This is a genomic window from Streptomyces sp. NPDC046203 (genome assembly GCF_040646255.1).
Classification (GTDB): domain Bacteria; phylum Actinomycetota; class Actinomycetes; order Streptomycetales; family Streptomycetaceae; genus Streptomyces.
Genome location: NZ_JBEYZX010000012.1, coordinates 72,695 through 96,755, shown reverse-complemented (window position 1 = coordinate 96,755; position 24,061 = coordinate 72,695). Strand labels below are relative to the sequence as shown.

Sequence of the window (24,061 nt, the reverse complement as noted above, 5' to 3'; positions counted from 1 at the left end):
CAGTGCTTCTCAGTGTTTTTCGTCGAGTCGTTTCTCGTACCAGGCCACATCCCAGTAGCGGCCGAATTTCCGACCCGCCTCCCCGAACGTGCCGACGAGGCGGAAACCGAAGCGCGCGTGCAGACGGTCCGAGGCATCGTTCGGCCGGGCGATCCCCGCGTACGCCCGATGCACGTCCTCGGTGGCCAGGGCGGTGAACAGCTCCTCGTACAAAAGTGTCCCGATGCCACGCCCGCCCGCGGCGGGGGAGAGATACACGCTCACCTCCACCGAGGTGTCGTACGCCGCCTTCGCCCGGAAGGGGCCGCTGGTCGCGTAGCCCAGGATCTCGCCGGTCCCGCGGTCCTGGGCAACCAGAAGACGGTGCGGGCCGTCTTCGAGACGGGAGCGGAGCCAAGGAAGCCGCTGCTCCGGAGTGAAGGGCTCCGTGTCGAATGTGACCGCAGTCTCACGCACATAGTGGTTGTAGAGATCCGTCAGAGCGCCGAGATCATCCTCCACGCCCGCTCTGACCTGCACATCCTTTGACGGCATGACCCGTTCCTCCAGTCGTTCGGCGACGCGATGGCCGCGCAGGATACTGCATGATCACGAAAATCCTGTGCCGCGTGGGAATTCTGTCCTGATTCCAGTCGTTGTTTCCGTCGGATGCAGGGCACCCGAAAGGGTGTCGCGACCTACTCAGCAAGGGAGCACGCATGGCAACCCGTGCCGTCGCCCGTCGCCAGACCTCCGCCAAGAGCGGAGCAAGCCGGGCCAGCAGCGTTCGCGTCGTGGGCGGGGAGATCGCCGACCGCGACCTGGTCGGCATGTACCTCGACGAGATCGCGCGTACGCCCCTGCTCGACGCCGCCAAGGAGGTCGACCTCTCCCAGGCCATCGAGGCGGGCGTCTACGCCCGGCAGATCCTCGACGGTGAGGCCGAGACCAAGGCGGGTGGAGCCTCCCGCGAGGAACTGGAAGCCCTGGTCGCCGAGGGCGAGCGCGCCAAGGACCTCTTCATCAAGTCCAACCTCCGGCTGGTCGTCGCCGTCGCCCGGCGCTACCCGCGCAGCGGCCTGCCGCTGCTCGACCTGATCCAGGAGGGGAACGCGGGCCTGGTGCGCGCGGTCGAAAAGTTCGACTACGCCAAGGGCTTCAAGTTCTCCACCTACGCCACCTGGTGGATCCGCCAGGCCATCACCCGCTCCATAGCCGACCAGTCCCGCACCATCCGGCTCCCCGTCCACCTGGTGGAGGAGCTGGGCCGGATCCGCCGCGTCCAGCGCGAGTTCAACCGCGAGCACGGCCGGGAGCCCGAGCCCGCCGAGATCGCCGCCGAGCTGGATTCCACCCCGGCGCGGGTCACCGACGTCCTCGACTGGGCGCGCGACCCGGTCTCCCTCAACATGTCCGTGGACGACGAGGGCGAGACGCAGTTCGGCGACCTCCTGGAGGACACCTCGGCGGTCTCGCCGGAGCAGTCCGTCCTCACGCTGCTCCGCAGCGAGGAACTGGAGGACCTCATCGGCAAGCTCGACCACCGCACCGCCTCCATCATCCGGATGCGTTACGGCATCGAGGACGGCCGCGAGCGCACCCTCACGGAGGTCGGCAAGGAGCACGGTCTGACCCGTGAGCGCATCCGCCAGATCGAGAAGCACGCGCTGCTGGAACTGAAGAAGATGGCGACGGACACGGGCTTCGACGCGGTGGCCTGAGCCTGGGTGGGCCCCCTGCAAAGGGGGCCGGAGCCCGTGTTCCTTCCTCTCACCACCCTCGAATCCGCGGCCGGAGAGGCCCCTCCACCCACGTACCACCCCGTAACCCTGAACGCGCCCCCGCGCCCCCGCCCGCACAGCGCACCGCTACCCCACCGCCGCCCCCAACCGCCCCGCCACCTCCCTCGCATACGTCACCAGCGACTCCGGCCCATGCACCCGGAACCCCACCCCCACCAGCGCCAACCGCACCACCAGCCACTCCGCCGAGTCCACGGTCCGCACCCGCACCCTGCACCGCCCTCCGTCCTCCCCCTCGGCCACCGGCGCCAGGTGTGACGGCAGCCGCGCCGCCACCACCTCCACCGGCGCGTCGAAGGTGACGTCCAGGTCCAGTTCCGGCTTGGCCCGGGACATGGAGCGCGTCATGTACGCCGCCGCGTCCCCCGCGGGCAGTTCGCGCGGCGTGAAGCGCGCGCCCGTGGCGAAGGGGTCGCTGATCCGGTCGACGCGGAAGGTCCGCCAGTCCTCGCGCCCGAGGTCGTAGGCGACGAGGTACCAGCGGTATCCGGTGGACACGAGCCGGGACGGTTCCACGAGCCGTTTCGTCTCGGCGCCGTCGCCCGCCTGGTAGCCGAACCGCAGCCGTTCCTGTCCGGTCACGGCGCCGGCGAGGGTGGTGAGGGTCTGGGGCGCGACGGTGGCGCCGTCTCCGCGGGTGAGGGGGATCGTGGCGTTCTGGAGGGTGGAGACGCGGTGCCGGAGCCGGGACGGCAGGACCTGTTCCAGTTTGGCGAGGGCGCGGACGGACGCCTCTTCGACGCCTTCGATGGCGTGTCCGGCGCCCGCGCGCAGTCCGACGGCGATGGCGACGGCTTCCTCGTCGTCGAGGAGGAGCGGGGGCAGGGCGGTGCCGGCGACGAGCCGGTAACCGCCGAGGGCGCCTTTGGTCGCTTCGACGGGGTAGCCGAGGTCGCGGAGCCGGTCGATGTCCCGCCGGATGGTGCGCGGGGAGACGTCGAGCCGGTCGGCCAGTTCGCTGCCGGGCCACTCGCGCGGGGTCTGGAGGAGGGACAGCAGATTGAGGAGTCGTGCCGGAGTGTCCGTCATGCGTCCAGGATGCGGTCGAACGAGGACACGAGCTGACCTATATGGCCTTTAGATTCTTCGTATGAGTTCACACGCCGCCGCTCAGGCGCCGGACCCCGCGACCACCGCCACCGCCTCTGGCGGCGCTCCCGCACCTGCCACCGCTTCTGTCACCGCTTCTGTCACCGCTTCCGCCACCGCCTCGTCTTCTGCCACGGCCGCCGCTGCCGCCTCCTCGGCCGATCCTGCCGATCGCCGCCGCTGGATAGCCCTCGCGATCGTCATGACGGCCGCGTTCATGGACCTGGTCGACGCCACGATCGTCAACATCGCGATCCCGAGCATCGAGCGCGACCTGGGCGCGACCTTCGGCGCGATCCAGTGGATCACCGCCGGTTACGCGCTCGCGTTCGCCGCGGGCCTGATCACCGGCGGCCGCCTCGGCGACATCTACGGCCGCAAGCGGCTCTTCCTCGCCGGCACCGCCGGCTTCACCCTGGCGTCCGCGCTGTGCGGTGTCGCCGCGAACCAGGAGATGCTGGTCGGCTCGCGTCTGCTCCAGGGCGCGGCGGCGGCGATGATGGTGCCGCAGGTGCTGTCGATCGTGCACGTCACGTTCCCGGCGCACGAGCGCGGCAAGGTCTTCGGCCTGTTCGGCGCGATCATCGGCCTGGGCGCGGTGTCCGGTCCGCTGCTCGGCGCGCTGCTGACCCAGTGGAACATCGCGGGCCTGGAGTGGCGCCCGATCTTCCTCATCAACCTGCCGGTCGGCGTCGCGGCCCTGATCCTGGGCCGCCGTTTCATCACCGAGTCCAAGGCCCCGAAGGCGCTCCGCCTGGACCTGGTGGGCGTGGTCCTGGTGACGGGCGCGCTGCTGATGCTGATCTACCCGCTGACCCGCGGCCGCGAGCTGGGCTGGCCGCTGTGGGGTCATCTGATGATGGCGGGCAGCCTGGTCGTGTTCGGTGTGCTGATCGCGTACGAGAAGTACAAGGCGCGCAAGGACGGCTCGCCGCTCGTCGAGCTGTCGCTGTTCCGGGTGCCGTCGTTCGCGGCCGGCATCGCGGTGCAGCTGACGTTCGGTGTCGTGATGGGCATCTTCTTCCTGGTGTGGACCCTCTACATGCAGATCGGCCTGGGCTGGAGCCCGCTGAAGGCGGGCCTGACCGGGGTGCCGTTCTCGGTGGCCGTGTCCACGGCGGCGGGTCTGTCGGTGCAGCAGCTGGTGCCGCGCTTCGGCCGCAAGGTGCTGCAGACGGGTGCGCTGACCATGGCGGCGGGCATCCTGCTCTACCTGTTCGAGGCGGGCCGCTACGGCACCGGCATCCAGCCCTGGCAGATGATCCCGCCGCTGGTGGTGATGGGTCTCGGCATGGGCCTGATCGTGGCTCCGCTGACGGACGCGGTGCTGTCGGGGGTGCCGCGCGAGCACGCCGGCTCGGCCTCCGGCCTGATCAACACCACCGGGCAGATGGGCAACGCGCTCGGCCTCGGTCTGGTGTCGGTGGTGTTCTTCGGGTCGATCGACGAGAAGCGACTGGCGGCGGTGCCGGCGGAGACGGGCGACGCGTTCGTCGGGGCGTTCCGGAACTCGCTGGGCTGGACGGTGGCGGTGCTCGCCGCCATCTTCCTGGTGATGTTCGCGCTGCCGGCCAAGACGCAGCAGCACCTGGAGGGCGGCGAGGACGAGCCGGGCGCGGAGCCGGGTGCGGCGAGCGCCGAGGAGCCGAAGGCGCCGGCGCTGGTCTCCTGAACGGGAACGGGAACGGGAGCAGGTCCGGCGTCCTGAACGGGAACGGCTGAGCGGCCGATAAGTCGAGGGAAACCGAGGGGCGGTGCGCCAACAAAGGCGCGCCGCCCCTCACTCGTTCCCGGACCTCTTGTGCGCCCCATGCGCCCCACGTGCCCCGGGCACCCCCTGCGCCCCGGGCATCCACTCCGTCCCGTCCCGCCCCACGCGGCGCGGGACGGGACGGGGCGAGTCGCGGCGCGGGACGAGCCGGGATGCGGGGTGTCAGCGGACCCGGGCGCGGGACTCCATGGCCTCGCGGGCGGCGCGCTCGCTCTCGTACACCTCGCACATGTGCCGGCCGTCGGGGGTCGCCGTGTGCTCGACCTCCCACAGGCTGACCTCGCTGCCGTCGAGCAGCAGGAACTGGTGCTCGTAGAGGGTGAAGCCGGCGTCCCGGCCGCCCTCCACGGGGCACTGGCGCCCGAGAGCCTGGGTGATGTGGTGCGCGAACGCGAGCCGCAGCCGGCGCGCGGTCGCCTCGCCCGGCCGGTCCGCGTTCTCCGCGCGACGCAGCACCCGGCGGGCGTGGTCGTCGGAGTTGTCCGGCACGTACATGCGCGGCTGAGCCTGTATCGGGTGGGTGAACAGCGAGTTCAGCGACTCGAGGCCGTCGTCCTCGTCCGCCGGCGCGCCGTCGGAGTGCTCCACCGACCAGTGCGGCGACGGGCCGTCCGGCAGCCGGGACGCGGCGAGCCGCACCTCGGCCTCCTCCGTGTACAGCTCGTGCTGCTCGGCGCCGTCCCGGCCGCAGTTGTGCACCAGCTCCCACAGCCCGAGCGCCGAGCCGTCGGGGAGCAGGTAGGTGTGGCGGTACGTCGTGCGGTGCAGCGTCGCGCTGTGGTGCGAGGAGTACAGCGCGCTGGAGTGGGCCAGGGCCGTCTCCAGGCGCTCGATCACGGAGTCGGGCAGATCGAAGGAGTTGAGCGCCCGGCCGAGGAGTCGCTCAAGCTGGGTCTCGGTCGTCTCGTACGGATCGGGGGAAGGATCCTTCGGATCGTTCAAGAGGGTCTCCAGGCCGTCGCCGCATGTCACTTGGTGCTTGCTCAACGTAGCCCTTGGGGCTGACATCGTGTCCGGCGTTCGGAAAAACGAGGGGGGCACACGATGAGTTCCCGCGCCCCCCGTGCGTCTTCTTCAACTTCCCTTGGTATACCCCCAGTCGGCTTCCGCGGCTAGTCGCCGGACAGTGTGCCGCGCGTGTCGACGGCGTGTCGCCCGGACGGAACCCGTCGTTCCGCCGTCTCGCGCGATCCGGCCCCGGCCCGGGAATCGGCCGCCGCATCACCGCCCAGCTCGCGATACGCGGTGCGGGGCACCGCTCGCGCCCACTCCCTGGTGACGAGGGCGGGCGGGGCGCGGAGTAGAGCGCGAACGGCCCTGTGTGCGCCCGCCGCGAGAGCCTCGGAGTGCGCCGACTGCCTTCGTATCGCGGGTAGTTCAGGCGTGTCGGGCCGTGTGGGTGAAGCCCGCGCCCCGTCGTGGAGGGGGTCGGGAGGGCGCGCACGGCGCGCGTGATGCCGTCGTGCGCCGTCCCTGCGACCTTCTGCGCCTGTGCGCGGGCCCCCGCTTCGCGCCGGGGTGCGCGGTGGGCCTCCCCGTGCGCCGGTTCGGGCCCCGCTCCGTGCCCCGCTCCGTGCCTCGACCCGTACCCGGCGTCCCGCTCCGTGTCGCGCCCCGCCGCGCCCCGCGCGCCCGGTCGACCCGAAGGCCAGCGGCGTCCGCCGGTTCACTCCGGGGCCGCTCCCGGGTCCGCTCGCCGGCCACTCCCCGGTCCGTTGTTCGGTCCACTTCCGGGTCCGTCATTGTGCGGATGCCCGGTCATGCCATTCGCGTACGGAGATATCAGAACTTGGGCCCCAGATACGTACCGCCTGAGGCGTCGATCACGGTACCGGTGATCCAGCGCCCGTCCGGCGAGGCCAGGAACGCCACCGGGTCGGCGATGTCCTCCGGCTGCCCCACCCACGGCAGCGCCTGCCCGGCGAGCAGCATCCGCTCCAGTTCCGGCATCGCGGCCAGCCGTGCCGTGAGCCCGGCGGTCTCCGTGGGTCCCGGGGCGACCGTGTTGACGGTGATCCGCCGGCCGCCGACGACGTTCGCGAGCGTGCGGGTGAAGGTCTCCATCGCGCCCTTCGTCATGGCGTACGCCAGCTCGTCGGCGAGCGCGATCCGGGTGACGCCCGAGCCGATGTTGACGATGCTTCCCCCGTCCCGCAGCACCGGCAGAAGCTGCTGCACGAGGAAGAACGGGGCCCGGACGTTGACCGCGAAGAGCCGGTCGAACTGCTCGGGGGTCTCGTCCCGGAGGTGTCCGCCGGAGGTGGTGACGGCGGCGTTGTTGACGAGCACGTCCAGGAGCGGGGCGCCGTCCGCCGCACGCCCGGCGTGGGCGGCGAACCCGGCCCGTACGCCCTCCACGAGCGCCGTCACCCCGTCGTACGCCGCCAGATCGGCCCCCACCGCGAACGCCCGTCCGCCGGCCGCGGCGATCAGTTCCACGGTCTCGTGCGCGGCCGCCGCGTCCGACCCGTAGTGGACGGCGACGACCATCCCGTCCCGGGCCAGCCGCCGCGCGATGGCCCGCCCGATCCCGCGCGAGGCGCCGGTGACGAGGGCGGTGCGCGGGGTGGGGTTGTCGGTGGTGGGGGTGGTGCCGGTGGTGGTGGCGGTGGTGGTGCTGCTGTCGTTCCGCATGATGAAGTCCTCTGTTCTGTCACGGTCGTTCGCCGTGGCAGAACAGAGAGTCGCGAGACCCGCTGACGGCCCGCGCACGAACGGCTGACGGGCGCTGACGGGCACTGACGGCCGCGACGAGGTCCCGGACTTCCCGCCGTTGATCGGGCAGGGCAGGGCAGGGGAGTGGGTCGGGGCGGTGCTTGGTGCTCGGTGCGCGGGGTGGGGCTCAGGCCCGGGTCGGCAGTCCCGCGCGGCGGGCGACCAGGGCCGCCCGCGCCCGGTCCGTCGCCGCGCTCCCCGTATCTCCGGCGGCCTCGTGGACGGCGGCGCGGCGGCGGAGCAGGTCCACGATGTCCTCGGCGACGCCCAGCGTTTCGAAGAGTGCGAGCGCCTCGCCGAGGAGCGGCAGTGGATCGGGGGAGAGCGCGGCCAGGCCCTCCAGCGCGGTCGCCGTGCCCCAGCGTTCCCCGAGCGCCCGGAAGCCGGTGAGCGCCTCGGTGAGCGCGGCCCGCGCCGTCTCCAAGTCGCCCCGTTCGAGCGCCAGATGCCCCCGGCCCGCCTGCCCGAGCGCCCGCGACCAGGCGTCGTCCGGGACGGGGAGGCGCGCCTCGGGCCCGACCGTCGTGGCCCACAGGAAGGCGGTGAACGGCTGCCGCAACGGCTCCACGCGCGAGCCGAGCAGTGCACGGGCCCGCGCGAGCCGGTCCGGGCGCGTTCCACCGGCGGCGGCGGGGTCGGTCGGGACGGGGGCGGTCGGGGCGGCCGGGGCAGTGGGGGCAGTGGGGGCGTTCGCCGCGAGGGCACACAGCACGTACTCCTCCCCGAGTCCGGCAGCCGCCGGATCGAGAACGGTCCGCTCGACCACGTCGAGGAGCGCCGTCGCGAGCCCGGCGACATGACCGCGCAGTCCGCGGAGCCACCAGTACGAGGTGAGGGCGGCCACCAGACGGAGCGCGTCCTCGGGGGCGTGCGCCACGGCCCGGCGCAGGGCGGCGCGGAGGTTCGGCTCCTCGGCGTCGAGAAGGGCGAGCCGCCCGAGCTGGTCGGGACCCCGCAGCGCGGGCTCGGCCTCGCGCGCCAAGGCCAGGAAATGCGCGGTGTGCGCGGCGGGCGCCGGGTCTCCGGCTGGCAACTGTCCAGCCGCGTAGGCCCGTACGGTCTCCAGCATCCGATAACGGACCGGCCCCGCCCCGCCGTCCGCGACCGCCGCTTCCATCAGCGACTTCTCGGTCAGAGACGCCAGCAGATCCTCCGCGTCGGCGTGTTCCACACCGCAGACCGAGGCCACGGCACCGGACGTCGCCCCGCCCTGGAACACCGAGAACCGTGCCGCCAGCCGCCGTTCGGCCGGGTCGAGAAGTTCCCAGCTCCACTCCACGACCGCCGCGAGCGTCCGGTGCCGTGCGGGCGCGGTGCGATCGCCCCGGGACAGCAGCCGGAAGCGATCGTCGCGGTCGTCGAGCGGCCCACCTGGCGACCCGCCCGGCAGTCCATTCGGCGGTCCGCTCGGCCTCGGGTCCCGCCGGCCGTCCCACGGCCCACCCAGTCGCTCGCCCAACCGGTCCGCCAGCTCTTCGACGGACAGGGTCCGTAGCCGCGCCGCCGCCAGTTCGAGAGCCAGCGGCAGCCCGTCCAGGGCCGCGCAGACGTCCGTCACCCGCGGGTGCCCCGTGAAGCCGGGCCGGGCGGCGGCCCCGCGGCGTACGAACAGTTCCACCGCCGCCTCCGGCGCGAGCGCGCCGAGCGGCAGCAGTGACTCGCCCGTGAGACCGAGCGCCTCACGGCTGGTGGCGAGGGCCCGCAGCGCGAGGCATTCGGTCAGCAACGTCCGTACCAGCAAAGCGACTTCCGCCACCACGTGCTCGCAGTTGTCGACGACGAGCAGCACCGGCCGGTCCGCGAGGGCCCGCGCGAGCGCGTCGGGCGTCGCGTCCCGTACCCCCAGAGCGCGGGCGAACGCCCCCGCCGCCTCACCGGCCCCCACCGCTCCCACATCCACGAACACCGCGTCGCACCGCCCGCCCCCTGCCCCGGTTCCGACCCCGGCCGCCTCCCGTGCGCCTTCGAGCGCGAGCCGGGTCTTGCCCGCGCCGCCCGGCCCGACCAGGGTGACCAGACGGGCGACGGCCAACAGTCCACGCAGCCGCTCCCGTTCGGGCGTGCGGCCGATGAACTCGGTGAGCGGTGCGGGCAGTGGACGGGCGGTGGCCGGCCGGCTCTTGGCGTCCCGCTCACCCCGCAGGACGGCCAGATGCGCCGCGGCCAGCTCCGGTGACGGATCCGCGCCGAGCTCGTCGGCGAGCGCCGCGCGTACCTCCTCGTACGCGGCGAGCGCCCGTGCCTGCCGCCCCGCGCCCGCGAGCGCCCGTATCTGGAGCGCGCGCAGCCGCTCGCGCAGCGGATGGGCGGCCGAGACAGCTTCCAACTCCCGTGCGAGCGAGGTGGGGTCGCCGCCCGAGGCGAGCAGTGCGGCGGCCCACTCCTCCAGTGCGTCGAGCCGGAGGGCGTCCAGCCGGGCGGTCTGGCCCGGGGCGTACGGGGCGTCCTGGACGTCCGCGAGAGCGGGGCCGCGCCACAGCTCCAGGGCTTCACGCAACAAGGCTTCGGCCCGTACGGGTTCGCCGGCCGAGGCGGCCCGGGCACCCTCCCGGGCCAGCCGTTCGAAGAGAAGCACGTCCACCATCTCGGCGGAGACGGCGGTGCCGAGACCGGTGCCGCCTCCGGGCCCGGCGCCGGGTGCGGTCAGGCGGTATCCGGCGGGGGAGTGCTCGACGTCGAACCCGTCCGGGAGGGCCCGGCGCAGCCGTGAGACCTGGGACTGCAGGGCGCTCGCGGCACCGGCCGGGGGAGTGTCGCCGTACAGACCGTCGACCAGCCGTCCGGCGGCGACCGCTCGCCCCGCGTCGAGCAGCAGCAGCGCGAGCAACGCCCGGACCCGGGGCCCGCCGGCGACGGGGGACCCCGAAACGGTGAGCGGACCCAGCAGTCGGAACATCATGCGCGGCATTCTCGCCGACGCCCCGCCCCTCAGGAGGGGGTGCGGGAATCGGAACCAGCGGTGGACCCGGACCCGGACCCCGCCCCGGAGGCGGTCAGCCAGACGCCCAGTGCGACGGCCGACGCGGCGACGAGCCCCGCGGCGAGCACGGCCCAGCGCCCGGCGAACGTACACAGCAGGATCGCGCACGCGGCGGCCGGCAGAACGGCCTGCTCGGCGAAGCCCTTCTTGAAGTAACGGGCGTGCAGGAGCCATACGCAGAGAAGGAAGAGAGCCGACGGGATCGTCACCGCGGAGGCCGCGGCGAAGGCCGAGAGATGCGTCCCGCCGACGGCCTGCTCGACCGTGACCTCGATGCCCGCGCCGATGGCGGCGGCCGAGGCGAAGATCAGGAAGTGGCCGTACCCCCACAGGAATCCCTGCCGGCTGGAGGTGAGCCGGTCGTGGGCGGGGACGAGGAAGTAGATCCACCAGGCGGCGAAGACCAGCAGCAGCCCGCCGGCCGCGATCGGCAGGACCTCGCCGAGGGCGTCGTGCTCCCGTACGCCCGACTTCACGGCGACGGTCGCCGCCGCGATCGTCTCGCCGAGCACGATGATCGTGAACAGGCCGTAGCGCTCGGCGATGTGGTGCGGGTGCCACTGGCTGGGCAGGTCCTTCTCCGCGTACACCGGTACGGCCATCTCGGCGAGCGCCATCACCAGGAACACCCACGGCCGCGCGCCGACCGGGGCCAGCACGAGCCCCGTCCAGCCGACCTGACAGGCCAGGACACCGGTCGCGTAACGGCGGCACAGCCTCCGCTCGGCGGGATCGACGGCATGACGCGCGGCCCGCAGCCACTGGGAGGCGAGAGCGAGCCGCATGATCACATAGCCGATGTAGACGACGAGGAAGTCGTGCGACTCGAAGGCGCTCGGCACTCCGGCGGCGAAGACGAGGACACCGGCGATCTGGACGAGGGTGACGAGGCGGTAGACGACATCGTCGTTGTCGTACGCGGAGGCGAACCAGGTGAAGTTCATCCAGGCCCACCAGATGCCCCAGAAGATCATCACGTAATTGCCGATCCCGGACCTGGCGTGCCCCTCGACGACCGCGTGGACGAGTTCGACCCCGGCCTGCGCGACGGCGACCACGAAACAGAGGTCGAAGATCAGCTCCAGCGGAGTGGAGACCCGGTGTGCCTCGTCGCGAGGCCGGGCGGTGAGGGGAAGCAGGGGCGGAAACGTCATTCCCCCATGGAACATCAGCGCCGCCCGTACCCCCTCACCTGCGGGATCGGCGTTTCACGGTGTCGGGCCCCAAGCGCCTTGCTCTGCCGCCGGGCCCGGGCTCTGTGGTCGGGCCCCGGTTTTGTAGTTGAGCCCTGCGGGCGTCCGCCCTACCGTCGAGCCCTGCCCGCCGACTCCCTGGCCTGGCCTGACCCAGCCCGATCCGGCCCTATTCAAGCCAACCCAAACCAATCCGGTCCGGCCGAGCGCCTGAGTGATGTGGCCTCCGCCCGCCGGTACTCGCCGCGCGGGCCTGGCTTCCTACGGTCGAGGAGTGCGGCTCCCCTTCCTCGCCGGGGCTGTGGCCTGGGGCCGTGACGCCGGTGTCGTACGGCGCCACGGCCCCCCGTGCCACGTTTCACGTTACGCCCGCCCCACCGACCGCCGCCCCCGCCGCTAGGCCCTCCCCGCAGGGCCACAAGTCCCTTTCCCCGGGGGCCCTTACGTACCCGAGCCCCGCGCCCGCACCCCACCGGCACCCTGACTCCGCTCCGCTGTGGCGCCGTCGCCGTCACGCCTCCGCCCGGGGTGAGGCGGAGCGGGCCGCCCGCGCGAACCCGCCGCGAGAGGCGCGCGCGGCACGCGCCGGCAGCGGGCACCGCTCCCCACTCCCGCCAGAGCCGACCGGCCCGTCCCCGGAACCGTCCGCGCACCACGTCCCGGGCCGTCCTGCCCGAGCCGTCCGCCCCCGAACGGCCGCCCTACGTCCCGGATTTCACAGGACCTACGCCCGCGCCCGATGACGTCGATCGACTCTCTCGGCCCTCGGCTACCAGGCGGAGCCTGAAGGGCAGAGCCAGCCCCGCCCCGGGGATGTTCGGGAAGTCAGGGAAGCCAGGGAAACGCCATGAGTTCCGCAGTCCATCACACCCCGACGAAAGACGGCCCCGTATCCGTCTCCTACGACACGGAGCAGTACCGGCCCGGCAGGACGATCACGGACTGGGAGCCGGAGAACGAACTCTTCTGGCGGTCCTTCGGCAAGCGGGTCGCCACCCGCAACCTGTGGATCGCGGTGCCCGCACTGCTCGTCGCCTTCGTGGTGTGGCAGGTGTGGTCGGTCACCGCGACCAACCTGAAGGACGTCGGCTTCTCCTACTCCACCTCCCAGCTCTTCTGGCTGACGGCCATCCCCGGCCTGACCGGCGGCACGGCCCGGATCTTCTACACCTTCCTCGGCCCGATGGTCGGCCAGCGCCGGTTCACCGCCCTGTCCACGGCGGTCCTGGTCGTCCCGCTGATCTGGCTGGGCATCGCGATCCAGGACGCGGACACCCCGTACGCCGTGATGGTGGCCATCGCCGCGCTGTGCGGCATCGGCGGCGCCAACTTCGCTTCCTCCCTCGCCAACATCGGCTTCTTCTTCCCCAAGACGAAGAAGGGCAGCGCCGCCGGCATCAACGGCGGTCTCGGCAACCTCGGCGTCTCGGTCGTCCAGCTGCTCACCCCGATCGTCATCACCTGGTCGGTGATCGCGATCGGATCCGCCCAGCACAAGGCGGACGGCACCGAGGTCCATCTGCAGAACGCGGCCTTCCTCTGGGTGCCTGTCCTGCTCGTCCTCGCCGCCGTCGCCTGGTTCGGCCAGAACGACCTGAAGGTGGCCGCCACCCCGTTCAGCCGACAGAAGGTCATCTTCCGGCGCAAGCACACCTGGCTGATGACCTGGCTGTACGTCGGCACCTTCGGCTCCTTCATCGGCTTCGCCGCCGGCCTGCCGATGCTGATCAAGACGACCTTCCCGGACTACTCCGTCGCCACCTACGCCTGGATGGGCCCGGCGGTGGGCGCCCTTTCCCGCTGGGCGGGCGGCTGGATCGCCGACAAGTGGGGCGGCGCGCGGGTGACCATCCTGTCCTTCGTGGGCATGGCGGGCGCCATCGTCGGTGTCATCTCGTTCCTCCCTCCCTCGGGCGGTGACGGCGGTTCGTTCCCCGGTTTCTTCCTCTGTTTCCTCGCGGCCTTCTTCTTCTCGGGCATCGGCAACGGCTCGACCTTCCGCCAGATCCCGGTGATCTTCCGCAGCACCGGACTGAAGGGCCTGACCGAGGGCACCCCGGAGTACGCCCGGGCCCTGAAGCAGGCGGAGATGGAGTCGGGCGCGGTCACCGGCTTCACCTCGGCCATCGCCGCCTACGGTTTCTTCTTCATCCCGGCCCTCTTCGGCTCCGTGGCCGTGACCAGCGCGATGTGGGGCTTCGTCGCCTTCTACCTCAGCTGTGTGCTCGTGGCCTGGTGGTTCTACGCCCGCAGGAACGCCGAGGCCCCCAGCTGACCATCCCGCCCCGACAGGACGCCGGGGCGAGCCGGGGCGGGGCGGGCATCGGCCCCGCCCCGCCCCGTCGTCCCCTCCCTGGCCCCCCTGGCCCCCGCCCCCGTCCTGCCGTACGACCTGGCGACGGTCCGCGAACGGCCCCACCCGAGCGGGGCCTTCGCACAGGTCCGGGACAGGACCAACGGCCATCCACTGGTGACCATTGCCGACCTTCTCCGATCGATCGAACGGAGTGCAATGGACCCAGGCAACGAGCCGGAGCGTACGTCCTCGCACCGGTGTCCGCACCCGTGCGCACCACACTCGTGCGGGCATCGGCCCTCGCCCCGCCGGCGCTCTCGGGCACCGACCGGGCGGCGGGCGACACGGCGACGCGACGGCGATCGAGAGCGAGAAGGCGGTGCGGGCAGTGACTGCGACCCCTGCGGCGATGACGGTGAACGAGCGGGCCTGGAAAGGCTTCAAGGGCGGTCTGTGGCGGGACGCCATCGACATACGCGACTTCATCCAGCAGAACTACACCCCCTACGAAGGCGATTCCTCCTTCCTCGCCGGGCCCACCGAGCGGACCACCGCCGTCTGGAAGACGATCACGGACAAGTTCCCGGAAGAACGGGCCAAGGGCGTCCTCGACATCGCGTACGACATCCCTTCCACCATCACCGCCCACGCTCCCGGCTACATCGATCGCGACAAGGAACTGATCGTCGGCCTCCAGACGGATGCCCCGCTCAAGCGCGCGATCATGCCGAACGGCGGCTGGCGCCTGGTCGCCGGCGCCCTGCGGACCTACGGCTACCCGGTCTCCGCACAACTGGAGAAGGTCTTCACCGAGTACCGCAAGACCCACAACGCCGGCGTCTTCGACGCCTACACCCCCGAGATACGCGCCGCCCGCAAAGCGGGCATCGTCACCGGACTCCCCGACGCCTACGGCCGGGGCCGCATCATCGGCGACTACCGCCGCGTCGCGCTCTACGGCGTCGACCGCCTCATCGAGGTGAAGCACGAGGAGAAGGCAGAACTCGACTCCCCTCCCGCCGACGGCCGTTCACTGGAGGAGACCCTCCGGCTGCGCGAGGAACTGGCCGAACAGATCCGCGCCCTCGGCGAGCTGAAGACCATGGCCGCCGCGTACGGTCACGACATCTCCGGCCCCGCCACGACCGGCCGCGAAGCCATCCAGTGGCTCTACTTCGCCTACCTCGCCGCCGTGAAGGAGCAGAACGGCGCCGCGATGTCCCTGGGCCGCACCTCCACCTTCCTCGACGTCTATCTCCAGCGCGATCTCGACGCCGGCCGCCTCACCGAGGAACAGGCCCAGGAACTCGTCGACGACTTCATCGTCAAACTGCGTATCGTCCGCTTCCTGCGCACCCCCGAGTACGACGAGCTCTTCTCCGGCGACCCGACCTGGGTCACCGAGTCCCTCGCCGGCCTCGGCGAGGACGGCCGTCCTCTGGTCACCCGGACCTCCTTCCGCTATCTGCAGACCCTGTACAACCTCGGCCCGGCCCCCGAGCCGAACATGACCGTCTTCTGGTCGCCCCGACTTCCCCGGGGCTTCAAGGAGTTCTGCGCCCGGGTCTCCATCGACACCTCCTCCGTGCAGTACGAGTCGGACGAGCTGATGCGGCCCCGCTTCGGCGACGACACCGCCATCGCCTGCTGCGTCTCCGCGATGCCCGTCGGCAAGCAGATGCAGTTCTTCGGCGCCCGGGTGAACCTCGCCAAGACCCTCCTCTACGCGATCAACGGCGGCCGCGACGAACGGTCCGGCCTCCAGGTCGGCCCCGACACCGGCGCCGTCACCTCCGACGTGCTCGACCACGACGAGGTGCTGCGCAAGTTCGACGCGCAGCTGGAGTGGCTGGCCGGCGTGTACGTCCACGCGCTGAACGTCATCCACTACATGCACGACAAGTACGCCTACGAGCGGCTCGAGATGGCGCTCCACGACCGCGACGTACGCCGCACCATGGCCTGTGGGATCGCCGGCCTCTCGGTGGCCGTCGACTCCCTGTCCGCCATCAAGTACGCCCGGGTCACCGCCTTGCGCGACGAGACCGGCCTGGTCACCGACTACGACATCGAGGGCGACTACCCGGCGTACGGCAACAACGACGAACGCGCCGACGAGATCGCGGTCCGGCTGGTCGAAGAGTTCATGCGGAAGGTCCGCAAGCACCCGGCCTACCGGAACGCCGAACACACCCAGTCCGTCCTGACCATCACCTCCAATGTCGTCTACGGCAAGAAGACGGGGAACACCCCCGACGGGCGCCGCGCCGGCGAGCCGTTCTCCCCAGGCGCCAACCCGATGAACGGCCGCGACACCCACGGCTGGGTCGCCTCGGCTCTGTCCGTCGCCAAGCTTCCCTACGAGCACGCCGAGGACGGCATCTCGCTGACCAGCACCGTCACCCCGGATGGCCTCGGCCGCACTCCCGAGGAACGGATCGCCAACCTCGCCGGCATCCTCGACGGCTACACGGCGGCCGACGGCTTCCATATGAACGTCAACGTCCTCGACCGCGAGGTGCTGACGGACGCCATGGAACACCCGGAGAAGTATCCGCAGCTCACCATCCGGGTCTCCGGATACGCGGTGAACTTCGTCCGACTCACCCGCGAGCAGCAGCTCGACGTCCTGAACCGCACCTTCCACGGCTCCCTGTGACCCCGGACGAAACCATGCCGATCACACCGGGCTCCCGGTATCCCGGCCCACGGCCGCCGGTCTCGTCACCGGCCGCCCCGGCCACGTACCTCTCCCTTCGCCGCCTGGGACCCGGAGCATCAGGATCCCGCTCCCTGATCCGGCCCAGACGGCCCAGGTGGCCCGGCCGGCGCGGCACCCGAAGGCGCCCCGGCCGGCCCTCACACCGGCCGGTCCCCGGCCCGCCCGCGCGGCTCCGAGCCCCGTATGTCCCGGCCCTCACCCGGGCCCCGGAGCCGCGCGAGCCTCCCCGTCACATCCCGCACGCTCTCGTCCTTCACGTCTCTCGCTCCTCTCTGGACAGGAGGCCCTGCCATGACCGCACCGACCCGCTCGGACCTGCCACCCCTCCCTGCGACACCCGCAACACCGGCGACACCGGCTGCCGCCGCGACCCACCGGACCTCCTCGGGATTCCTCCACTCCTGGGACCTGTCCACGGGCGTCGACGGTCCCGGCACCCGCTTCGTCACCTTTCTCTCCGGCTGTCCGCTGACCTGCCTGTACTGCCACAACCCCGACACCTGGCGGATGCGTGACGGCACCCGCACCTCCGCCGACGACGTGATCGCCGAAGCGGGCGAGTACACCCGCTTCATCGCGGCCTCCGGCGGCGGGGCCACCGTCTCGGGCGGCGAACCCCTGCTCCAGCCCGTCTTCACCGGCGAACTGCTGCACCGGCTGAAGCACGAACTCGGACTGCACACCGCCCTCGACACCTCGGGCTTCCTCGGCGCCCGTGCCACCGACGCCCTGCTGCGCGACACCGACCTGGTGCTTCTCGACATCAAGTCCTGGGACCCGGACACGTACAAGAAGATCACCGGCCGTCCGGTCCAGCCGACCCTGGACTTCGCACGCCGTCTCGCCGGTCTCGGCAAGGAGATCCACGTCCGCTTCGTCCTCGTACCCGGACTGACCGACGCCGCCGCCAACCTCGAGGGAATCGCCGCCTTCGCGAGCGCCCTCGGAAATGTCTCCCGTGTGGACATTCTGCCCTTTCACAAGCTCGGTGAGGCGAAATGGCGAGCACTCGCCAGACCTTTTCCCCTCCGTAACATTCCGTCGCCGACTCCGGCGCAACTGAGCACCGCGCGCGCCGTCTTCCAGTCGCACGGGCTCTACGCCGTCTGAGCACCTCCGCTCACTCGCCCGCACCTCAAAACGGGCGAAAGGGTGATCTATCGCCCTAGTGTGGCTGCGTGATCGAGTCACAGCAGGCCCCCTCGGATCCCCCGCCCACCCCGGCCGAATCCCCGCCCGCCCACGGGGACCGGCCGCCGCGGACCCCCGTGCACGTGCGCCGCCGGGCCGTTCTCGCCGGAGCCGCCGTCGCCGTCCTGCTGATCCTCGCGATCGTCTTCGGCAGCCGGCTGCTCAGCGACTTCGACTCCGCCCTCCTTCCGTACGCGGTCGCCACCGTCTTCCTCGCCTTCGGTGTGGCCTACCGCTACACCGTCTGGGTCTCCGCCCCGGGCGCCCGGCGGTTGTTCACCCAGGGCTGGCGCGCTCTCTTCTCGGCCCGGAACTTCCGCAAGGCGCCCACCGCGCTGCCCAGGATGATCGCCACCTACCTCGGCTTCCAGAAGTTCCTCGGTGCCCGCTCCCACGCCCGCTGGGCCGCCCACCAGCTGATCTTCTGGGGCTGCGTCCTGGCCGCCCTGATCACCTTCCCGCTGACCTGGGGCTGGTTCACCTTCACCTCGTCCACCGGCGCGGGGCCCGGCTACGAGATGCGGATCTGGGGCTTCAAGATCATCGGCTTCGACTCGCTGAGCGTCGTCGGCTGGCTCATGTTCCACGGCCTGGACATCGCCGCCGTCCTCGTCATCCCCGGCGCCTGCTACTTCCTGTGGCGCCGTATGAAGGACCGCGGCGCCGTCACCGGCCAGCGCTTCGCGTACGACATGGTCCCCCTCATCGCTCTCATCGTCATCGCCGTCACCGGACTGCTGCTCACCTTCTCCGCGATCTTCCTGCACGGCGGCGGCTACCAGGTCCTGGCGATCCTGCACATGGCGGCGGTGGTCTTCACCCTCATCTACATCCCCTTCGGGAAGTTCTTCCACATCGTCCAGCGCCCGGCGGCCGTGGGCATGCAGCTGTTCAAGTACACCGCCCACACCAAGGACGGCACGCTCATCGCCGACGAGACCGGCGCCGGGCTCCTGTCCTGCCGCCGCTGCGGCGAACCCATCGACACCGCCCCCTACGTCGAGAATCTCCGGGGCACCATGCGCGACCTGCGGCTCGACTTCGACGAATGGGCCGAGTACTGCCCCCGCTGCAAGCGCGTCCTGCGGGGCGGCGCCTACCTCTCCCACGTCAAGGAGGGCTACAAGTGAACTCCCCGCCCCCTCTCGGCCCGTCCGTCGCGCCACCCGGCACCCGGGACTTCCGCGAGGCCGGCGGCATCCCCGCCGACCGCTGGCACGCCGACCAGAACGGCGAGACCCTCGTCCCCACCCACTGCTGCTTCTGCGGCGTGCAGTGCGGCATGTATCTCCGCGTCGACAGCGGCGGGAAGGTCTTCGGCGTCGAACCGCGCAACCACGACATCAACCGGATGCGCCTCTGCCCCAAGGGCATCAACGCCTACCAGCAGGTCAACCACCCCGACCGGCTCACCTCCCCACTGCTGCGGCAGAGCCGCGACCAGCCCTTCCGCGAGGTCGGCTGGGACGAGGCGCTCGACTTCACCGTCTCCGAGATCCGCCGCATCCAGTCCGCGCACGGCAACGACGCCTTCGGACTGCTCGGCGGGGCCAGCCTCTTCTCCGAGAAGACCTACCTGGTCGGCAAGTTCGGCCGGGTCGCCCTCAAGACCCGGCACGTCGACTACAACGGCCGGCTGTGCATGGTCTCCGCCGCCGGAGCCAACAAACTCGCCTTCGGCATCGACCGGGCCGGCAACCCGTTCTCCGACATGCTCCGCACCGAATGCCTGCTCATCGCCGGCTCCAACGTCGGCGAGTGCTTCCCCGTGATGACCCAGTACGTGTGGGGAGCCCGGGACCGCGGCGCGACCCTGATCATCGTCGACCCCCGCGAGACGGCCGTCGCCCGCACCGCCGACATCCATGTGGCGCTCAAGCCCGGAACCGATTCCGCCTTCTTCAACTCCGTCCTGCACGTCATCGTCGCCGAGGGCCTCACCGACGAGGCGTACCTGGCCGCCCACACCACCGGCTGGGAGGAGGTGAAACGGACCGTCGCCGCGTACCCGCCCTCCCGCGCCGCCGAGATCTGCGGTGTCCCCGAAGAACAGATCGTCCAGGTCGCCCGCGCCTTCGGCAGCGTCGACCGCGCCATGGCCTGGCACGCCCGAGGCGTCGAACACCACTCCCAGGGCGTCGAGAACTGTCTGTCGATCATCAACCTGTGCGTCGCCACCGGGAACATCGGCCGCCCCGGCGCCGGCTACGGCACCCTCACCGGCCAGGGCAACGGCCAAGGCGGGCGCGAGCACGGCCAGAAGGCCGACCTGCTGCCCGGCGGCCGCTCCATCACCAACCCCGAACACCGCCGCCAGATCTGCGAGATCTGGGGCATCGAGGAATCCGAACTCCCGCCCGCCGGCACCTCCATGATGGAAATGGTGTGGCAGATGCAGCGCCAGGAGATCCGCGGCCTCATCGGCATCTGCAACAACCCCTTCGTGTCCCTTCCCCACTACGCCACCGTGAAGGACGGATACGACACCCTCGAGTTCCACGCTCAATTCGACTTCTTCCTCTCCGAGACCGCCGCCAACGCGCACGTCGTCTTCCCCGTCACCGTCTGGGCCGAGGACGACGGCGTCATGGCCAACGCCGAAGCCCGGGTCGTCAAGCACAACAAGGCCCAGGAACCCCCCGCCGGAGTCCGCACCGACACCTGGGTCATGTGCGAGCTCGCCAGACGGCTCGGCTCCGGCGACAAGTTCGACTTCCCCGACTCCCGCACCCTCTTCGACGAGCTGCGCACCGCCTCCGCCGGCACGGTCAACGACTACTTCGGCATCACCTACGAACGCCTGGAGGAGACCGGCGGCATGGTCTGGCCCTGCCCGTCCCTCGACCACCCCGGCACACCCCGCCTCTTCGAGGACGGCCGCTCCTACCACCCCGACGGCAAGATCCATATGCAGGTCGTCGAATGGCACCCGCCCATGGACCCGTACAGCGAGGAGTACCCCCTCTCCCTCACCACCGGACGCACCGTCGCCCACTACCTCTCCGGCAACCAGACCCGCCGCCTGGGCGCCCTCGTCGAACAGACCCCCCGCCCCTGGGTCGAGGTCCACCCCGCCCACGGCTTCCGCAACGGCGACCCGGTCCGCGTCGTCACCCGCCGGGGCAGCGAGGTCTTCCCCGCCCTGGTCACCGAGGCGATCCGGCCCGACACCGTCTTCATCCCCTACCACTGGCCCGTGCCCACCTCCGCCAACGCGCTGACCATCGACGCCCTCGACCCCCGCTCCAAGATCCCCGAGTACAAGGTCTGCGCCGCCCGCATCGAAGCCGCCGAGCGGGTCGACTTCGTCCCCGAACCGCCCACCGGCCCCGGCCAGGTCGCCTACCCAGAGGCCCAGGTCTCCCGCGACGACCCCCTGCCGCCCACGTCCTCCCAGGGCCGTGGCACCTCGGAGAGGAGCTGACGCCGCACATGATGGGCCGCACGATCTTCATCGACCCTGGCCGCTGCATCGGCTGCCAGGCATGTGTCTCCGCCTGCCGCGAATGCGACTCCCACCGCGGCAAGTCGATGATCCACCTCGACTACACCGACGAAGGACGCTCCGTCGCCTCCCTTCCCACCGTCTGCATGCACTGCGAGGACCCGGTCGCCCCCTGCGCCGAGGTCTGCCCCGCCGACGCGATCCTGGTGACCGCCGACGGCGTGGTGCAGCAGGCCGACACCACCCGCTGCATCGGCTGCGCCAACTGCGTCAACGCCTGCCCCTTCGGGGTCCCGAAGATCGACCTCCAGGCGAAGCTCCAGATGAAGTGCAACCTCTGCTACGACCGCACCGCCCACGGTCTCGCCCCCATGTGCGCCACCGTCTGCCCCACCGGCGCCCTCTTCTACGGGACCCTCGACGAGCTCCGCTCCGAACGACCCGGTGTGCAGGTCGCCGACTCCTTCACCTTCGGGGCCTCGACCGTCTCCACCGGAGTGGCGATGGTCGTCCCCGCCGACAAGGTCCAGTGGCCCGTGCCCGGAGGTCTGCCCATCGTCGAAGTCAACGGAGTGGATGTCCGATGAGCACCACCGAACAGCCGCCCGCCGACCCTGACCCCGGCCCGGGATCCGGCGCCGGCCCGGAGCGGACCGACACGGCCCGGCAGGCCCTGCGCGACCGGATCTCCGCCGACTCCCTCTCCACCCGCCGCGACTACCTGCGCATCGTCGCCACCGTCTCCGGCGGCCTGGCCGTCGGCGGGATCGCCGTAGCCTCCGGCATCCTCCACCGGCACGGCGACAGTGAGACCCGACCCGAACCGAAGAAGGTGACCGACCGTCTCCTGCCCGGCGAATCCCTCGCCTTCCGCTACCCCGGCGACGAGGACCGGGCCATCGCCTTCCGGATGACCGACGGCACCCTCAAGGGCTACTCGGCCGTCTGCACCCACCTGGCGTGCGCGGTCCTGTGGCGCAAGGACCGGGGCAGCGAGGGCGAGCTGTACTGCCCCTGCCACGAGGGGATCTTCGACGCCCGTACGGGAGAAGTCGCCGCCGGCCCGCCGCCGCGACCGCTGCCGAAGGTGGTCCTGCTCGAACAGGCCGACGGCAGCGTGTGGGCCATCGGCACCGCACGGTCCGGCGAGAGCGTCGAGGAGGGTCTGTGCCGCGAACAGGACAATGCCTTCCGCTTCTGCCCGGGTGCCGCCCGAACCGAGAGGAGCGAGCGGACGTGACCGACACCCCCTTTCCCAAGGACCCGGGTGCCCCCGAACCTGTCCCCGAGCCGCCGCGTGTGCCCGCGGGCGACACCGCACCGAGCCCCGCGTACACCCCCGGCAGCGCCCAGCCCCGGCTGAACCGGCCGGTCCGCGAGCGCTACCCCCAGATCCGTCCCACCAGTGGATACGGGGACCCGAGGATCCGGCACACCGGCCCGGGCCCCGGCGCCGGATTCGAGCAGGAACCCGAGCGCTCCGCGAAGCTCTCCGCCCGTCTGACCCTTGCCCTCACCGTGGTCGTCGGACAGCTGTGGGGCCTGACGATCCTCGTCGACGAATGGATGATCGGAAACACCGGTACGGCCTGGTGGGGGGCCGGATTCCTCGTCCTGTCGTTCCTCGTGGTCCTCGGCCTGTGGCTGCTCGACCCCAAGGACCGGTGACCCGACCGGTGACCGGAAGCACCCGGATCGGGCCGGGGCGGGCCGGGCGGTCCGGCGTACCCTGAGTACATGAGCACCGCCCCCGCACACGGTCCGCGAGCAGAGAATCGGACCGGCTCCGCTCCCGCATCGCGGCCGAAGCCGAAACTGATCTTCGACGATCCGCTGGACCAGCAGTCCGCGGACGACACGGACCGCGGGTGGGGCGAGCGGCCTCCGGCCGGCGACGCAGGCGCCGCCGACCTCGCGCGCTTCCTCGACGAGAAGCCGCCGCACCACCTCTGACACCGACGCGAGCCGCCGGTCACGAGGTGGGGTGCGTCCCTTTGTCCCCAGTGTCCCCAGCGGGACCACTCCCGCCGCCATCACCGCCGGGGCCGGGACCCGCGACCGGGCCGCGCGACCAGGTCGTTCACGTTCCCGCACGTCAGGAAGGCATGGCGGCCTCCCGGCACCTTTTCCTTCCTCTCGGCCCGCACGAGGCCTTGCGTCATGTGCCCACCGGCATGCGGAGCCATGGGACCGCGACCGGCGCGGCGGCATCCGGTCCGTGCACACGGGACGATCGTGCGGCCTGCGGCCGGCGTGCGTCAGCACAGCGTCACCGCCAATGAAGAGGTGATGCCCGCCCCGGCGAGCGCGGCCGCCGTCGCCCGCGGAACGGAGAGGACGATCAGCGCCCCGCCGTCCGGACGGGTCCCGCCCGCCCGCGGCACTTCGGTCACCCGGGCGCCCGAGGCCACGACCCGGGCCTCGCCCCCGCCTCCCATCGGCCCGGCGGGCGCGGCGATCACGTCCACCCGGTCGCCCGGCCGCAGCAGCCGGACGGTCTCGGCGTCGGCGATCCGCACCGGGGCGGACACCAGCGGCACCGGGGCCGGCCGATGCCGCTCGCGCACGGGTGGGGGAGTGGACCGTGGGGCCAGGCCCTCGGCACCGGTCGCGCCGGTGGCCGCGAGGGCGGCCGCGGTCACCGCCAGGACCGTGGCGGAAGCTCGGCGCCGGCGCCGCAGCGCCCGGCTCAGCCGGAGCCGTGTGCCGCGTACCCGCAGCGGATCGAAGGGCGGCACCCCGAGGGGCGCGGGCACCGAGGTGCCGGTGTGAGGGGAGCAGGAGTCCGTGGTCATCGCGCAACCGCCTGTCGTGGACGAGCCGTTCACCGGAATCTCCGGCGAACCGCACTCACCGTCCCGCATTCGTCGAGATCCCG

The 24,061-nt window shown here is 71.6% G+C and carries 18 protein-coding genes; 11 read left to right on the top strand and 7 right to left on the bottom strand.

Annotated elements, in window-relative coordinates:
- Positions 1–9: 9 nt before the first annotated feature.
- Positions 10–534: an N-acetyltransferase family protein gene (locus ABZ990_RS12940; RefSeq protein ID WP_361229726.1), complete on the bottom strand. Its 525-nt coding sequence runs from the start codon at positions 532–534 to the stop codon at positions 10–12.
- 164 nt (positions 535–698) lie between these two features.
- On the opposite strand from ABZ990_RS12940, the gene ABZ990_RS12935 reads away from it, so the two are divergent.
- Positions 699–1,700 carry a sigma-70 family RNA polymerase sigma factor gene (locus ABZ990_RS12935; RefSeq protein WP_361229723.1) on the top strand — a complete coding sequence of 334 codons (1,002 nt, stop codon included), beginning with the start codon at positions 699–701 and terminating at the stop codon, positions 1,698–1,700.
- Positions 1,701–1,847: 147 nt separating this feature from the next.
- Here ABZ990_RS12935 and ABZ990_RS12930 read toward each other — a convergent pair whose 3' ends face one another.
- The gene (locus ABZ990_RS12930) at positions 1,848–2,810 is read right to left on the bottom strand and encodes a YafY family protein (RefSeq protein WP_361229721.1); all 963 of its coding nucleotides are present in this window, start codon (positions 2,808–2,810) and stop codon (positions 1,848–1,850) included.
- A gap of 262 nt (positions 2,811–3,072) precedes the next feature.
- On the opposite strand from ABZ990_RS12930, the gene ABZ990_RS12925 reads away from it, so the two are divergent.
- Complete coding sequence (locus tag ABZ990_RS12925; protein ID WP_361229875.1) at positions 3,073–4,542, top strand: MFS transporter; 1,470 nt, start codon at positions 3,073–3,075, stop codon at positions 4,540–4,542.
- A gap of 261 nt (positions 4,543–4,803) precedes the next feature.
- Here ABZ990_RS12925 and ABZ990_RS12920 read toward each other — a convergent pair whose 3' ends face one another.
- The 4 genes from ABZ990_RS12920 to ABZ990_RS12905 form a co-directional block, all read right to left on the bottom strand.
- Positions 4,804–5,649, bottom strand: a complete 846-nt coding sequence (locus ABZ990_RS12920; RefSeq protein WP_361229718.1) for a DUF6227 family protein — start codon at positions 5,647–5,649, stop codon at positions 4,804–4,806.
- A gap of 774 nt (positions 5,650–6,423) precedes the next feature.
- The gene (locus ABZ990_RS12915) at positions 6,424–7,275 is read right to left on the bottom strand and encodes an SDR family oxidoreductase (protein ID WP_361229715.1); all 852 of its coding nucleotides are present in this window, start codon (positions 7,273–7,275) and stop codon (positions 6,424–6,426) included.
- Positions 7,276–7,483: 208 nt separating this feature from the next.
- On the bottom strand, positions 7,484–10,255 hold the full coding sequence (locus tag ABZ990_RS12910) for a BTAD domain-containing putative transcriptional regulator (RefSeq protein WP_361229712.1): 2,772 nt from the start codon (positions 10,253–10,255) through the stop codon (positions 7,484–7,486).
- A 29-nt stretch (positions 10,256–10,284) separates the two neighbouring features.
- On the bottom strand, positions 10,285–11,490 hold the full coding sequence (locus tag ABZ990_RS12905; protein WP_361229709.1) for a low temperature requirement protein A: 1,206 nt from the start codon (positions 11,488–11,490) through the stop codon (positions 10,285–10,287).
- 886 nt (positions 11,491–12,376) lie between these two features.
- On the opposite strand from ABZ990_RS12905, the gene ABZ990_RS12900 reads away from it, so the two are divergent.
- The 9 genes from ABZ990_RS12900 (at position 12,377) to ABZ990_RS12860 (ending at position 23,136) form a co-directional block, all read left to right on the top strand.
- Positions 12,377–13,804, top strand: a complete 1,428-nt coding sequence (locus ABZ990_RS12900; RefSeq protein WP_361229706.1) for an MFS transporter — start codon at positions 12,377–12,379, stop codon at positions 13,802–13,804.
- Positions 13,805–14,234: 430 nt separating this feature from the next.
- Complete coding sequence (gene pflB, locus ABZ990_RS12895) at positions 14,235–16,484, top strand: formate C-acetyltransferase (protein WP_361229872.1); 2,250 nt, start codon at positions 14,235–14,237, stop codon at positions 16,482–16,484.
- A gap of 354 nt (positions 16,485–16,838) precedes the next feature.
- Positions 16,839–17,657 carry a pyruvate formate-lyase-activating protein gene (pflA, locus tag ABZ990_RS12890; RefSeq protein ID WP_361229703.1) on the top strand — a complete coding sequence of 273 codons (819 nt, stop codon included), beginning with the start codon at positions 16,839–16,841 and terminating at the stop codon, positions 17,655–17,657.
- 158 nt (positions 17,658–17,815) lie between these two features.
- On the top strand, positions 17,816–18,868 hold the full coding sequence (locus tag ABZ990_RS12885) for an MFS transporter (protein WP_361229869.1): 1,053 nt from the start codon (positions 17,816–17,818) through the stop codon (positions 18,866–18,868).
- On the top strand, positions 18,865–21,162 hold the full coding sequence (locus ABZ990_RS12880) for a molybdopterin oxidoreductase family protein (protein WP_361229701.1): 2,298 nt from the start codon (positions 18,865–18,867) through the stop codon (positions 21,160–21,162). Before ABZ990_RS12885 ends, ABZ990_RS12880 begins: the two co-directional genes overlap by 4 nt.
- 8 nt (positions 21,163–21,170) lie before the next feature.
- Complete coding sequence (locus ABZ990_RS12875; protein ID WP_361229698.1) at positions 21,171–21,770, top strand: 4Fe-4S dicluster domain-containing protein; 600 nt, start codon at positions 21,171–21,173, stop codon at positions 21,768–21,770.
- Positions 21,767–22,423 carry a Rieske (2Fe-2S) protein gene (locus ABZ990_RS12870; RefSeq protein ID WP_361229696.1) on the top strand — a complete coding sequence of 219 codons (657 nt, stop codon included), beginning with the start codon at positions 21,767–21,769 and terminating at the stop codon, positions 22,421–22,423. Before ABZ990_RS12875 ends, ABZ990_RS12870 begins: the two co-directional genes overlap by 4 nt.
- Before the next feature lie 59 nt (positions 22,424–22,482).
- Positions 22,483–22,851, top strand: a complete 369-nt coding sequence (locus ABZ990_RS12865; RefSeq protein ID WP_361229866.1) for a hypothetical protein — start codon at positions 22,483–22,485, stop codon at positions 22,849–22,851.
- Positions 22,852–22,920: 69 nt separating this feature from the next.
- Positions 22,921–23,136 (top strand): hypothetical protein, encoded by a 216-nt coding sequence (locus ABZ990_RS12860; protein WP_361229693.1) that lies wholly within the window; start codon positions 22,921–22,923, stop codon positions 23,134–23,136.
- A gap of 305 nt (positions 23,137–23,441) precedes the next feature.
- Here ABZ990_RS12860 and ABZ990_RS12855 read toward each other — a convergent pair whose 3' ends face one another.
- A complete protein-coding gene (locus ABZ990_RS12855; RefSeq protein WP_361229692.1) occupies positions 23,442–23,978 on the bottom strand; it encodes a hypothetical protein in 537 nt (178 codons plus the stop codon).
- Positions 23,979–24,061: the final 83 nt, after the last annotated feature.

What these genes read in the sequence shown, in the direction of transcription:
- pflB (WP_361229872.1), top strand. Translation starts at nt 14,235, where the DNA reads ATGACGGTGAACGAGCGGGCCTGGAAAGGCTTCAAGGGCGGTCTGTGG.
- pflA (WP_361229703.1), top strand. Translation starts at nt 16,839, where the DNA reads ATGACCGCACCGACCCGCTCGGACCTGCCACCCCTCCCTGCGACACCC.
- ABZ990_RS12875 (WP_361229698.1), top strand. Translation starts at nt 21,171, where the DNA reads ATGATGGGCCGCACGATCTTCATCGACCCTGGCCGCTGCATCGGCTGC.
- ABZ990_RS12915 (WP_361229715.1), bottom strand. Translation starts at nt 7,275, where the DNA reads ATGCGGAACGACAGCAGCACCACCACCGCCACCACCACCGGCACCACC.
- ABZ990_RS12920 (WP_361229718.1), bottom strand. Translation starts at nt 5,649, where the DNA reads ATGTCAGCCCCAAGGGCTACGTTGAGCAAGCACCAAGTGACATGCGGC.
- ABZ990_RS12940 (WP_361229726.1), bottom strand. Translation starts at nt 534, where the DNA reads ATGCCGTCAAAGGATGTGCAGGTCAGAGCGGGCGTGGAGGATGATCTC.
- ABZ990_RS12860 (WP_361229693.1), top strand. Translation starts at nt 22,921, where the DNA reads ATGAGCACCGCCCCCGCACACGGTCCGCGAGCAGAGAATCGGACCGGC.
- ABZ990_RS12910 (WP_361229712.1), bottom strand. Translation starts at nt 10,255, where the DNA reads ATGATGTTCCGACTGCTGGGTCCGCTCACCGTTTCGGGGTCCCCCGTC.
- ABZ990_RS12900 (WP_361229706.1), top strand. Translation starts at nt 12,377, where the DNA reads ATGAGTTCCGCAGTCCATCACACCCCGACGAAAGACGGCCCCGTATCC.
- ABZ990_RS12855 (WP_361229692.1), bottom strand. Translation starts at nt 23,978, where the DNA reads ATGACCACGGACTCCTGCTCCCCTCACACCGGCACCTCGGTGCCCGCG.
- ABZ990_RS12905 (WP_361229709.1), bottom strand. Translation starts at nt 11,490, where the DNA reads ATGACGTTTCCGCCCCTGCTTCCCCTCACCGCCCGGCCTCGCGACGAG.
- ABZ990_RS12930 (WP_361229721.1), bottom strand. Translation starts at nt 2,810, where the DNA reads ATGACGGACACTCCGGCACGACTCCTCAATCTGCTGTCCCTCCTCCAG.
- ABZ990_RS12870 (WP_361229696.1), top strand. Translation starts at nt 21,767, where the DNA reads ATGAGCACCACCGAACAGCCGCCCGCCGACCCTGACCCCGGCCCGGGA.
- ABZ990_RS12925 (WP_361229875.1), top strand. Translation starts at nt 3,073, where the DNA reads ATGACGGCCGCGTTCATGGACCTGGTCGACGCCACGATCGTCAACATC.
- ABZ990_RS12935 (WP_361229723.1), top strand. Translation starts at nt 699, where the DNA reads ATGGCAACCCGTGCCGTCGCCCGTCGCCAGACCTCCGCCAAGAGCGGA.